This window comes from Streptomyces sp. NPDC001914 (genome assembly GCF_042891215.1).
Lineage (GTDB): Bacteria > Actinomycetota > Actinomycetes > Streptomycetales > Streptomycetaceae > Streptomyces.
Map to the genome: position 1 here is coordinate 12,966 of NZ_JBIASW010000002.1, position 12,166 is coordinate 25,131.

Genomic DNA, 12,166 nt, shown 5'->3' on the forward strand with positions numbered 1-12,166 from the left:
CGTGTACGGAGCGGAGTCGCCCGCGCGCCGGTTGCATACCGGTGTGCGGGACATGCGTGACCCCGGTCACGTTGGCCGGGCAAATCGGACACCATCTTTGTGCACGCGTTCACAAAGACATAGCCTGCACTCGACGGGGCGGTCCGGGAACGTGTGACCGCCTGCAGCCCCGCTCTACCCGCAGGAGCACCGTGGCAACTGGCCGAACTCACCGACCGGCGACCCGCAGCCGAGGAATTCCCGAGGCCACCGTCGCCCGGCTTCCGCTGTACCTCCGAGCCCTCACCGCACTGTCGGAGCGCTCGGTTCCCACGGTCTCCTCCGAGGAGCTCGCGGCCGCCGCGGGGGTCAACTCCGCGAAGCTCCGCAAGGACTTCTCCTACCTCGGTTCCTACGGGACCCGTGGCGTGGGGTACGACGTCGAGTATCTCGTCTACCAGATCTCCCGCGAACTGGGCCTGACCCAGGACTGGCCGGTAGTGATCGTCGGTATCGGAAACCTCGGCGCGGCACTGGCCAACTACGGAGGGTTCGCCTCCCGTGGATTCCGTGTGGCGGCGCTCATCGACGCCGACCCCGCGATGGCCGGCAAGCCCGTCGCCGGGATCCCGGTCCAGCACACGGACGACCTGGAGAGGATCATCGACGAGAACGGTGTCTCGATCGGTGTCATCGCCACCCCGGCCGGGGCCGCCCAGCCCGTCTGCGACCGCCTGGTCGCCGCCGGCGTCACCTCCATCCTGAACTTCGCGCCGACCGTCCTGTCCGTCCCGGACGGCGTCGACGTGCGCAAGGTCGACCTCTCGATCGAGCTGCAGATCCTCGCGTTCCACGAGCAGCGCAAGGCCGGCGAGGAGGCGGAGGCCCAGGCCGGTGCCGCCGCCGCCCCGGCCGAGCGGGGCAACGACGGCAAGGGTCCCGACGGCGACCTCCCAGCGGTGATGCCGGCATGAGTCTCCTCGTCGTCGGGCTGAGCCACCGCAGCGCTCCGGTCAGCGTCCTCGAACGGGCCGCGCTGTCCGCGGACGCCCAGGTCAAGCTGCTCCAGGACACGCTCGCCACCGAGCCGGCCACCGAGGGCGCGGTGCTCGCCACCTGCAACCGCATCGAGCTGTACGCCGACGTGGACAAGTTCCACGCGGGCGTCGCCGAGCTGTCCACGCTCCTCGCCCAGCACAGCGGCGTCGGCCTGGAGGAGCTCACCCCCCACCTGTACGTGCACTACGAGGACCGGGCCGTCCACCACCTCTTCTCGGTGGCCTGCGGCCTCGACTCGATGGTCGTCGGCGAGGGCCAGATCCTCGGCCAGATCAAGGACGCGCTCGCCACCGCGCAGGAACTGCACACCGCGGGCCGGCTGCTGAACGACCTGTTCCAGCAGGCCCTGCGGGTCGGCAAGCGCGCCCACTCCGAGACCGGCATCGACCGGGCCGGACAGTCGCTGGTCACCTTCGGCCTGGAGCAGCTGGCCGCCGGGCGGGCCGTCGAGGCCTGGGCCAAGGACAAGAAGGCCCTCGTCATCGGCGCGGGCTCGATGTCCTCGCTGGCCGCCGCGACGCTCGCGCGCGTCGGCGTCGGCGAGATCGTGATCGCCAACCGCACCCCCGACCGCGCCGAGCGCCTCGCCGAGATCCTCACCGGCGGCGACGACACGGACGTGCTGGCCCGCGCGGTACCGATGGACTCGGTGCCGGTCGAGCTGACACGTGCCGACATCGCCGTCTCGTGCACCGGGGCCACCGGACTCGTCCTGACGGCCGAGACCGTGGCGGCGGCCGTCGAAGGACGTACGGGAACGCCCGCGGCACTGCGGGAGACGGCGGCCGGCCCGGCCGGTCACCTCGCGCCCGCCGACGCCGAGGACGCCTGCCCGCTGGACCTGTCCGCCGTGCAGGGCGCCACCGGCTTCTCCGTCATGGGCGAGGCCGCCGTCGCCGGCATGGACGCGGCCACCCTGGAGCAGCACGCGGCCTGGGTGGACAAGGGCACCGGAACCGTCGAGCGCCGCGACGGCCGTCGTACGCCCGTCGAGGACGCCGAGGCCGACGCCGACCTCATCGCCGCGCTGGCCGCCACCGCCGCGACGGTCGGCCGCATCCCCGAGCGCCGCAGGCCCGAACCCGTCGCCGAGGTGTCCCGCCCCGCGCCGGTGCTCGCCCTGCTCGACCTCGCGATGCCCCGTGACATCGACGCGGCCGTCCACCGGCTGCTCGGCGTGCGGTTCGTCGACCTGGAGACGCTGGCCGAGGCCTCCGCGGACGCGCCGATGGCCGCCGACGTGGACCAGGTGCGCCGGATCGTCTCCGACGAGGTGGCCGCGTTCGGCGCCGCCCAGCGGGCCGCGCACATCACCCCCACCGTGGTCGCGCTGCGCGCCATGGCCGCCGACGTCGTCGCGAACGAGATCGCGCGACTGGACGGACGGCTGCCGGACCTCGACGACAAGCAGCGCGGCGAGATCACCCAGACCGTGCGGCGCGTCGTCGACAAGCTGCTGCACGCCCCGACCGTACGGGTCAAGCAACTCGCCGCCGAGCCCGGCGGTGCCGGGTACGCGGACGCGCTGCGGACCCTGTTCGACCTGGACCCGGAGACGGTCGCCGCCGTCTCGCGGGCCGAGAACAACACCGAGAACGCCAAGAACCGAGGGCGAGCATGAGTGAGCAGGCTTTGAGACTGGGGACGAGGCGAAGCAAACTCGCCATGGCCCAGTCCGGGCAGGTGGCGGATGCCGTGAGCCGGGTGACCGGACGGCCCGTCGAGCTCGTTGAGATCACGACGTACGGCGATGTTTCCCGCGAGAACCTCGCGCAGATCGGCGGCACGGGTGTCTTCGTGACCGCGCTGCGGGAGGCACTGGTGCGCGGCGAGGTCGACTTCGCCGTGCACTCCCTCAAGGATCTGCCGACCACGCAGCCCGAGGAGCTCGCGCTGGCCGCCGTGCCGGTGCGCGAGGACGTCCGTGACGTGCTCGTCGCCCGCGACGGACTGACGTTCGAGCAGCTTCCGGACGGCGCGCGCGTCGGCACCGGTTCGCCGCGCCGCATGGCCCAGCTCAACGCGTACGCGCGCAGCCACGGCATGTCGATCGAGACGGTCGCCATCCGGGGCAACGTCGACACCCGTATCGGGTACGTCCACGCCGGGGAGCTCGACGCCGTCGTGCTCGCCGCCGCCGGACTCAACCGGATCGGCCGCATCGACGAGGTCACCGACTTCCTGCCGGTCGACACGGTTTTGCCCGCCCCCGGCCAGGGGGCCCTGGCGATCGAGTGCTCCGCGGACAACGCGGACCTCGTCGCCGCGCTCGCCGAGCTCGACGACCCGTACACCCGGGCCGCCGTGACCGCCGAGCGATCCCTGCTCGCCGCCCTGGAGGCCGGCTGCAGCGCTCCCGTGGGCGCGTACGCCGATCTTCTGGCCGACGGGCAGATTGTCAAGGAGATGCGCCTGCGCGGCGTCGTCGGCACGACCGACGGCTCGACGCTGGTGCAGCTGTCCACCACCGGTCCCGTGCCCGAGACACACGACCAGGCGATGTCGCTCGGCCGTGAACTCGCCGCCGAGATGCTTGCCAAGGGCGCGGCCGGTCTGATGGGGGAGCGAGCACTGTGAGCCCCACCAACCTTCCCGCCGCTCCGGTCCACGGGCACGTCACCTTCCTGGGTGCCGGACCCGGAGATCCAGGGCTACTGACACTGCGCGCCGTGGAGGCGCTGGCGAACGCGGACGTCCTCGTCGCCGAGCACGACGTGCTCGACGTGGTGCGCGTTCACGCCAGACAAGGCGTCGCCGTTCTGAACACGGATCCGGACACTTCGCCGGTTCCGTACCAGGGCACAGGCACGCCTCAGCTGACGGTTGTTGACAGCGCGTCAACAACCGTTGGTGACCCCGCGTCGAGGGACGCGGCCAATCTTGTCATGACGGCCGCGCGGGGCGGCAAGCGGGTCGTGCGTGCGGTGTCCGGTGACCCCGGACTCGACACGTACGCCGCCGAGGAGATGCTGGCCTGCGTCGCCGCGGGTGTTCCGTTCGAGGTGGTTCCCGGTATCGCGGCGGCCGTCGGTGTGCCCGCGTACGCGGGTGTGCCGCTGCGGGACGCCCAGGGCGCCGACGTACGGTTCGTCGACGCGCGGACCGCGTCGAACCGCTGCTGGACCGAGGTCGGCGCGTCCGACGGCACCGTCGTGGTGTCGGCGACGCTCGACTCCGTCGCCGCGGCCGCGGGTGAGCTGGTGGCCTCCGGCCGCAAGCCCGACACCCCGATGTCCGTGACGATCGCCGGTACGACGACCCGCCAGCGCACCTGGTCGGCCACCCTCGGCACGATCGCGCAGACGCTGAAGCAGGCGAAGGTGCTGCCGTCCCCGGACGGCGGCCGCCCGGTGATAGCCGTGGTCGGTGAGCGATCCTCCGCCGCCCAGCGCGACCAGCTGTCGTGGTTCGAGTCCAAGCCGCTGTTCGGCTGGAAGGTGCTCGTGCCGCGTACGAAGGAGCAGGCGGCGTCGCTCTCCGACCAGCTCAGGTCGTACGGGGCCGTGCCCTACGAGGTGCCGACGATCGCCGTCGAGCCGCCGCGCACGCCCCAGCAGATGGAGCGCGCGGTCAAGGGCCTGGTGACCGGCCGCTATGAGTGGATCGCCTTCACCTCGGTCAACGCCGTCAAGGCGGTCCGGGAGAAGTTCGAGGAGTACGGCCTCGACGCGCGCGCCTTCGCGGGCATCAAGGTCGCCGCGGTGGGCGAGCAGACCGCCAACGCGCTGATCGCCTTCGGCGTGAAGCCGGACCTGGTGCCGAGCGGCGAGCAGTCGGCCGCGGGCCTGCTGGAGGACTGGCCGCCCTACGACCCGGTCTTCGACCCGATCGACCGTGTCTTCCTGCCGCGGGCCGACATCGCCACGGAGACCCTGGTCGCCGGGCTCATCGAGCTGGGCTGGGAGGTCGACGACGTCACGGCGTACCGCACCGTGCGCGCGTCGCCGCCGCCGGCGGACACCCGTGAGGCGATCAAGGGCGGCGGCTTCGACGCCGTGCTCTTCACGTCGTCCTCCACGGTGCGGAACCTGGTCGGCATCGCCGGCAAGCCGCACAACGTGACGGTGATCGCCTGTATCGGTCCCGCGACGGCCAAGACGGCCGAGGAGCACGGGCTGCGGGTCGACGTGATGGCCCCCGAGCCGTCCGTGCACAAGCTGGCGGAGGCGCTGGCCGAGTTCGGCCTGCGCCGCCGTGCCGCCGCGCTGGACGCCGGGGACCCGGTGACCCGCCCGAGCGAGCGCCGCCCCGGTTCACGCAGGCGCCGGACGACCTGACGCCCCGCGTTCCCGAAGCACACACGCCCCGCCGTCTCTCCCCCCCCGGGGAGACGGCGGGGCGTGCCGCGTCGTGGGGCCGGTCGGGCTGGGAGGGCCGGTCGTGAGGACGCCGGGAAGCGGCCCGGGCGGTCGGAGTGGCGAACCCGCTCCGGCGGTCGGCGTGACGAGGCTGCCCCGGCGGTCGGAACGACGAATCCGGCCCGGCGGTCGGAACGACGAATCCGGCCCGGTGGTCGTGGTGACGAACCCGCTCCCCACGGCAGGAGTGGCGAACCCGGCCCCGGCGGTCGGAGTGGTGAACCCGGCCCGGGCTTGGAGTGGCGAAACCGGCCTCGCCCCGGCCCGTGGCGCCGGTGCCTGAAACCCGCCGGGACGGCTGTGCCGGCTCCGACGGATCGTCGGTAAAGGTGCCCCCGTGACGGGCGTAGCGTAGACGGCATGACGAAGTACGGATCCTTCCCCGGTACGCGTCCCCGGCGGCTGCGCACCACCCCCGTCATGCGCCGGATGGTCGCCGAGACCCGGCTGCACCCCGCCGACTTCATCCTCCCCGCGTTCGTCCGCGAGGGTGTGAGCGAGCCGGTGCCGATCGGGTCGATGCCCGGGGTCGTGCAGCACACGCGGGACAGCCTGAAGAAGGCCGCCCTGGAGGCGGCGGAGGCCGGGATCTCCGGGATCATGCTCTTCGGGGTCCCCGAGGACGAGAAGAAGGACGCGGTCGGGACGCCCGGCACCGATCCGGACGGGATCCTCCAGGTCGCGCTGCGCGACGTGCGCGCCGAGGTCGGCGACGAGCTGCTCGTCATGTCCGACCTGTGCCTGGACGAGACCACCGACCACGGGCACTGCGGTGTGCTCGACGACCAGGGCCGGGTCGACAACGACGCGACCCTGGAGCGGTACGCGGAGATGGCCCAGGTGCAGGCCGACGCCGGCGCCCATGTCGTGGGCCCCAGCGGGATGATGGACGGCCAGGTCGGGGTCATCCGCGACGCCCTCGACCAGATCGGCCGCGAGGACGTGGCGATCCTCGCCTACACCGTCAAGTACGCCTCCGCCTTCTACGGCCCGTTCCGGGAGGCCGTCGGCTCGTCCCTGAAGGGCGACCGCAAGACGTACCAGCAGGACCCGGCGAACGCGCGGGAGTCGCTGCGGGAGCTGGCGCTGGACCTGGAGGAGGGCGCCGACATGGTGATGGTGAAGCCCGCCGGTCCCTACCTCGACATCCTCGCCCGCGTCGCCGACGCGTCCGAGGTGCCGGTCGTCGCCTACCAGATCTCCGGCGAGTACTCGATGGTCGAGGCCGCCGCGGAGAAGGGCTGGATCGACCGCGACCGCGCGATCCTGGAGTCCCTGACCGGCATCAAGCGCGCCGGCGCGCAGAACATCCTCACGTACTGGGCGACCGAGGTGGCCCGCGGCCTGCGGTAGCCGTGTCGTCGGAGCGGGCCGGCGAGTCCGTGGCCTCGCCGGCCCTCCCGCCGTGCGGCAGCGGGGAGTTGGACCGCATCGCGTGACAGGGCGCGGGCAAGTCCCTTCAGGAGTTAGGTTGTTGGCCGTCAGGTGACGCGACCCTCCAGGGAGATGCCCCATGCCCGGTGACGCCCTCAGCCAGGACCCCGCCGAGCTGAGAAGGAGGATCGACACCACCAAGGCGCACCCCGCCCGGGTCTACGACGTCCTCCTCGGCGGCAAGGACAACTACCCCGTCGACCGGAACGCGGCCGCCGCCGCGCTCGCCGCGAACCCCCGCGGCTACCTCGACGTCCGGCACAACCGGGACTTCCTGCGCCGTGCCGTGACCACGCTGGCCTCGGACGGCGGCATCCGGCAGTTCCTGGACATCGGCACCGGGCTGCCCACCCAGGAGAACGTCCACCAGATCGCCCAGCGGATCACCCCGGACGCGCGGGTCGTGTACGTCGACAACGACCCGGTGGTCCTGGCCCACGCGCGCGCCCTGCTCACCAGCGGACCCGAGGGCCGTACGGACTACATCGACGCGGACTTCAAGGAGCCCAAGCAGATCCTCGAACAGGCCGTCGAGACGCTCGACTTCGAGCAGCCCGTCGCCCTGGTCCTGGTCGCCATCCTGCACTTCGTCGAGGACGCGGAGGCGTACCCCATCGTGCGCGGGCTCGTCGACGCGCTGCCGTCCGGCAGCCGCCTGGTCCTGAGCCACCTCACCGAGGACCTGAACGCGGAGGACATCCGCGCGGTCCAGCGGACCTTCACCGAGCGGGGATTCACCTTCGTCCTGCGCTCGAAGGCGGAGGTCGAGCGCTTCTTCACCGAGAACGGCCTGGTCCTGGACGAGCCCGGCGTCGTCCCCGCCCACCACTGGCGCCCCGACGGCGGCACCCCGGCCCCCGAGACCGCCGAACCCGCCTTCCTCGCCACGCTCGACGCCGTCGACAAGGTCCGCTACCTCGACATCAACGACGTCACCGACGCGGACATCAACGTGTACGTCGCCACGGGCGTCAAGCCCTAGGCGCCCTGGGCGAGTTGCGAGCGGTCCGCATCGCGGAACCGACGGGTGTAGAGGCCATGCACCGGCCTAGGGTGCGGTCAGGGGCGGCCCCGGCACGACGGGGCCGCCCGCCGGACGCCGCCGCAGGGCCCGTCGCCCGCGGGCCCTCGCCCGCGAGGCAGGCGCCCGCAAGGACAAGGAGCCGTCACCGTGACCGTCACCGAACCCGTCGCCCAGGCCGCACCCGTGCCCCCGCTCGCCGCGCGGGCCACCGCGATCGGCGGTTCGCCGGTACGGGACATCCTCGCGGTCACCGCACGACCCGAGGTGATCAACTTCGCGGGCGGGCTGCCCGCCCCGGAACTCTTCGACGCCGCCGGCATCGCCGCCGCCTACCGTGACGTCCTCGCCGAGCAACCCGAACGAGCCCTTCAGTACTCGACGACCGAGGGCGAACCCTCGCTGCGGACGGCCCTCGCCGACCGCATGAGCGCGCGCGGACTGCCGACCGGCCCCGACGACGTCCTGGTCACCACCGGCTCGCAGCAGGCGCTGTCACTGCTCGCCACCGCCCTCATCGAACCGGGCGACGCCGTCCTGGTCGAAAGCCCCTGCTATCTGGCGGCACTTCAGGCGTTCGCCTTCGCGGGAGCGAGGGTGCTGGCCGTGCCGGGCGACGACGACGGCCTCGACCCCGACGCCCTCGGCGACCTGGTGGCCCGCGAGCGTCCGAAGCTGCTCTACACCGTGCCCACCTTCCAGAACCCGACCGGACGGACCCTGCCCGCCGGACGACGGGCCGCCGTCGCCCGGGCCGCCGCCGCGCACGGCCTGTGGATCGTCGAGGACGACCCGTACGGAGAGCTGCGCTTCGAGGGCGAGCGGGTCCCGTGGATCGCCTCCCACGAAGGAGCCGAGGACCGGACCGTCCTGCTCGGCTCCTTCTCCAAGGTCATGGCACCGGGCATGCGGCTCGGCTGGCTGCGGGCACCCGCGGCCCTGCGGCGCGCCTGCGCCGTCGCCAAGCAGGCCGCCGACCTGCACACCCCGACCGTCAACCAGCTGGCCGCCGCCCGCTACCTGGCCGACCGCGACCTGGACTCCCACGTGGCCCAGGTCGCGGCCGTCTACCGCGAACGGCGTGACGCCATGCTCGCGGGAATCGGCGCCGCCCTCCCCGCCGGATCCACCTGGACCCGCCCGGAGGGCGGCATGTTCCTCTGGGCCCGTCTCCCCGCCGCGTACGACACCACGGCCCTGCTCCACCGGGTGGTGGCCCAGGGCGTGGCCTACGTGCCCGGCACCCCCTTCTACGCGGGCCCCCCGGAGCCGTCGACCCTGCGCCTGTGCTTCGTCACCCAGACCCCGGAGGAGATCGAGGAGGGGCTGCGGAGACTCGCCCGCGGGCTGCGGCGCTGAGGGGCGAGCCCGCTCAGTCCCACCAGAACGACCACACCCGCCCGTTCAGCACCTCCCGCCCCGCGTACTCCCGCAGACTCTCGTGGTGGCCCTGGGTGATGTTGTCCGGGCAGAAGGCGAAGTGCTCCGCCGCCACCGCCTCGGCCTCGGCCGCGGTGGACGGCGGGGCCGCCACCGAGAGGACCAGCTGGTCGAAGGTGAGGGCCACCACGCGTATGCCGAAGCGGTCCTCCCACGAGCGGAGCACCGCGCACAGACGTGCCACGTCGTTCTCGTGGTTCAGGGGGCCGGGCCAGCCGATGACCGCCGGGATGTCGGCACTGCGGCGCGCCGGGACGAGCGCGACACGAGGGTCCTTCAGCCAGGAGCCGGACCCTGTCAGGGAGTCGGCGATCTCGGCGGCGCGGGCGTCCGGATCGGCGTCGAGCGGGGGCGCGGCGGCCTGACCGGGCCAGACGGGGCCGTACGGTGCGATCGTCTCGTCGAAGGCCGGCTGCTCCCCGAAGACCTCGACGACCCTCTCTTTGCCGGGGTAGTCCTGGTCCGGGCCGGGTTCGTACGCCGCGTACGTCTCCCAGAACTCCGCCAGCACCTCCTCGGCGTCGTGATCCCCGGGATACGACATCTCGTCGGGCATCAACTCCCAGTCCTCCGGGCCGTTCTGCGGGCCGCCCACGTCGAGCAGCACCGGCAACAGCCCCGAGGACCGCGCCGCGGACAGGGCCGCCCAGCCGCCGGGAACCGCCCGCTCCTCGGCATGCCACAGCAGCGGCTCGTGCCACGGGCCGTCGTGGGTCGTGTCGACGAGGCTCCCGGGAGGGAGCTGAAGCCCGAGCGTGCGCCCGCTCGGATCTGCCGTCAGCCGCGGCAGCGGATTGGGAAGGGTCGCCATGCCGGTGACTGTAGAACCCGGCACTGACAACGCGCCGACCGCCCGCCCGCGAGCACTCGGGCGCTCTCTGCTTGTCGCTCCAATACCCCTACGGCTGAAAGGAGTTGATGGGAAAGCAAACCGTTCGACCGTGGCGGAACCGGCGCCGTCAGAGCCGCTCGGGCGTCCTGATGCCCAGCAGGGACATGCCCTGGTGGAGGGTGCGGGCCGTCAGGTCGCAGAGGAACAGGCGGTTCTCCGCGACCTCCTGCTCCGGGGCGGGCTTGATGACCGGGCACTGGTCGTAGAACGTCGTGTACAGCGAGGCCAGTTGGTACAGGTACGCCGCCAGCTTGTGCGGGGCGTACTCGGCCGCGACCTCCTCCAGCGTCTCGCCGAACCGGTCCAGGTGCAGACCCAGCGCCCGCTCCGCCGGGGCCAGTTCGAGCTCCGGGTGGGCCAGCGGCGTACGGTCACCGGCCTTGCCGAAGATCGACCGGATACGGGCGTACGCGTACTGGAGGTACACGGACGTGTCACCGTTCAGCGAGACCATCTGGTCCAGGTCGAACTTGTAGTCCCGCACGGCCGAGGTGGACAGGTCCGCGTACTTCACGGCGCCGATGCCGACGAACCGGCCGTTCTCCTCGATCTCCCGCTCGCTCAGACCCACCTTCTCGGCCTTCTCCCGCACGACGGCCGTCGCCCGGTCGATCGCCTCGTCCAGCAGGTCGACCAGCCGCACCGTCTCGCCCTCACGGGTCTTGAACGGCTTGCCGTCCTTGCCCAGCACCGTGCCGAACGCGAGCTGGTGGGCCTTGACGTCGTCGTTCAGCCAGCCGGCCCTGCGCGCGGTCTCGAAGACCATCTTGAAGTGCAGGGACTGCCGCGCGTCCACCACGTAGATCAGGCTGTCGGCCTTCAGGTTGAAGACACGGTCGCGGATCGCCGACAGGTCGGTGGCCGCGTAGCCGTAGCCGCCGTCCGACTTCTTCACGATCAGCGGCACCGGGTTGCCGTCCGGGCCCTTCACGTCGTCGAAGAACACGCACAGCGCGCCGTCCGAACGGACCGCCACACCCGACTCCTCCAGGAGGCGGCACGTCTCGTCCAGCATGTCGTTGTAACCCGACTCGCCGACCACGTCCGGGTCCCGGATCTCCATGTCCAGCTTGTCGAAGACCGAGTAGAAGTAGATCTTCGACTCGTCCACGAACTTCTGCCACATGGCCAGCGTCTCGGGCTCACCCGCCTGGAGGTCCACCACCCGGCGCCGCGCCCGCGTCTTGAACTCCTCGTCGGAGTCGAAGACGGTCCGCGCCGCCTTGTAGAGCCGGTTCAGGTTCGACATGGCCTCCTCGCCGGAGACCTCGCCGCCCTTGTGGTCCAGCTCGTGCGGGTGCTCGATCAGGTACTGGATGAGCATGCCGAACTGCGTGCCCCAGTCGCCGATGTGGTGCCGGCGCACGACGGACTCGCCCGTGAACTCCAGGATCTGCACCACCGCGTCACCGATCACCGCGGACCGCAGATGCCCGACGTGCATCTCCTTGGCCACGTTCGGCTGCGCGTAGTCGATCACCGTCGTGCCCGGGTTCTCCGCGAGGGGCACCCCGAGGCGCTCACCGTCCGCGTACCGCTCCGCCAGGTTCGTCACGATCGCCCGGTCGGTGATCGTGATGTTCAGGAAGCCGGGGCCGGAGACCTCGATGTCCTTGATCACGTCACCCGACTCGACCCGGGACACGACCTGCGTCGCCAGCTCGCGCGGGTTCGCCTTCGCCTTCTTGGCGAGGGCCAGGATCCCGTTGGCCTGGAAATCGGCCCGGTCGCTTCGGCGCAGCAGCGGGTCCGCGGAGCCCGCCTCCGGCAGAGCTGCCGAGAGGGCGTCCGCGAGGCGCTGATGGACGGAAGCGGTGAGGGACGTGACCGAGGCCATGGAGTGGCTGCCGTTTCTGCTCGGGTTCCGGAGTTCGCCCGTACGAAGGGGTACGAGCTGAGTACAGGGAAAGCCAGTATCCCACGCGGTGAAAAGCCGTTTTCGCGGTTCGGGTCCGAGCTGGGAGAATGGGCGCGTCAGCCGTA

General features: G+C 71.9%; 9 protein-coding genes. 7 read left to right on the forward strand and 2 right to left on the reverse strand.

Annotated elements, in window-relative coordinates:
- Window positions 1–191 precede the first annotated feature (191 nt).
- From ACFYYF_RS05070 to ACFYYF_RS05100, 7 genes are all read left to right on the forward strand, one after another.
- On the forward strand, window positions 192–953 hold the full coding sequence (locus ACFYYF_RS05070; protein WP_361677257.1) for a redox-sensing transcriptional repressor Rex: 762 nt from the start codon (window positions 192–194) through the stop codon (window positions 951–953).
- Window positions 950–2,659, forward strand: a complete 1,710-nt coding sequence (locus ACFYYF_RS05075; RefSeq protein ID WP_388771626.1) for a glutamyl-tRNA reductase — start codon at window positions 950–952, stop codon at window positions 2,657–2,659. The genes ACFYYF_RS05070 and ACFYYF_RS05075 overlap by 4 nt, the downstream gene beginning before the upstream one ends.
- On the forward strand, window positions 2,656–3,615 hold the full coding sequence (hemC, locus tag ACFYYF_RS05080; RefSeq protein WP_361677251.1) for a hydroxymethylbilane synthase: 960 nt from the start codon (window positions 2,656–2,658) through the stop codon (window positions 3,613–3,615). Before ACFYYF_RS05075 ends, hemC begins: the two co-directional genes overlap by 4 nt.
- Entirely contained in the window at window positions 3,612–5,315 is a 1,704-nt protein-coding gene (locus ACFYYF_RS05085) for a uroporphyrinogen-III synthase (RefSeq protein ID WP_388771629.1), read from the forward strand. The genes hemC and ACFYYF_RS05085 overlap by 4 nt, the downstream gene beginning before the upstream one ends.
- Before the next feature lie 441 nt (window positions 5,316–5,756).
- Window positions 5,757–6,749: a porphobilinogen synthase gene (gene hemB, locus ACFYYF_RS05090; RefSeq protein WP_361677245.1), complete on the forward strand. Its 993-nt coding sequence runs from the start codon at window positions 5,757–5,759 to the stop codon at window positions 6,747–6,749.
- A 160-nt stretch (window positions 6,750–6,909) separates the two neighbouring features.
- Window positions 6,910–7,812, forward strand: coding sequence for an SAM-dependent methyltransferase (locus tag ACFYYF_RS05095; RefSeq protein WP_361677242.1), 903 nt, complete (start codon window positions 6,910–6,912; stop codon window positions 7,810–7,812).
- Between the two features lie 189 nt (window positions 7,813–8,001).
- Entirely contained in the window at window positions 8,002–9,210 is a 1,209-nt protein-coding gene (locus tag ACFYYF_RS05100) for a PLP-dependent aminotransferase family protein (RefSeq protein ID WP_388771632.1), read from the forward strand.
- A gap of 13 nt (window positions 9,211–9,223) precedes the next feature.
- Here the strand turns inward: ACFYYF_RS05100 and ACFYYF_RS05105 are convergent, their stop codons facing one another.
- Both ACFYYF_RS05105 and argS read right to left on the reverse strand, forming a co-directional pair.
- Window positions 9,224–10,102: a DUF4253 domain-containing protein gene (locus ACFYYF_RS05105; RefSeq protein WP_388771635.1), complete on the reverse strand. Its 879-nt coding sequence runs from the start codon at window positions 10,100–10,102 to the stop codon at window positions 9,224–9,226.
- Between the two features lie 148 nt (window positions 10,103–10,250).
- Window positions 10,251–12,020 carry an arginine--tRNA ligase gene (argS, locus tag ACFYYF_RS05110; protein WP_388771637.1) on the reverse strand — a complete coding sequence of 590 codons (1,770 nt, stop codon included), beginning with the start codon at window positions 12,018–12,020 and terminating at the stop codon, window positions 10,251–10,253.
- Between the last annotated feature and the right edge of the window lie 146 nt (window positions 12,021–12,166).

Bases quoted from the DNA above. Each gene is read 5' to 3' on its own strand.
- ACFYYF_RS05075 (WP_388771626.1), top strand. From the start codon at position 950: ATGAGTCTCCTCGTCGTCGGGCTGAGCCACCGCAGCGCTCCGGTCAGC.
- hemC (WP_361677251.1), top strand. From the start codon at position 2,656: ATGAGTGAGCAGGCTTTGAGACTGGGGACGAGGCGAAGCAAACTCGCC.
- argS (WP_388771637.1), bottom strand. From the start codon at position 12,020: ATGGCCTCGGTCACGTCCCTCACCGCTTCCGTCCATCAGCGCCTCGCG.
- ACFYYF_RS05105 (WP_388771635.1), bottom strand. From the start codon at position 10,102: ATGGCGACCCTTCCCAATCCGCTGCCGCGGCTGACGGCAGATCCGAGC.
- ACFYYF_RS05095 (WP_361677242.1), top strand. From the start codon at position 6,910: ATGCCCGGTGACGCCCTCAGCCAGGACCCCGCCGAGCTGAGAAGGAGG.
- hemB (WP_361677245.1), top strand. From the start codon at position 5,757: ATGACGAAGTACGGATCCTTCCCCGGTACGCGTCCCCGGCGGCTGCGC.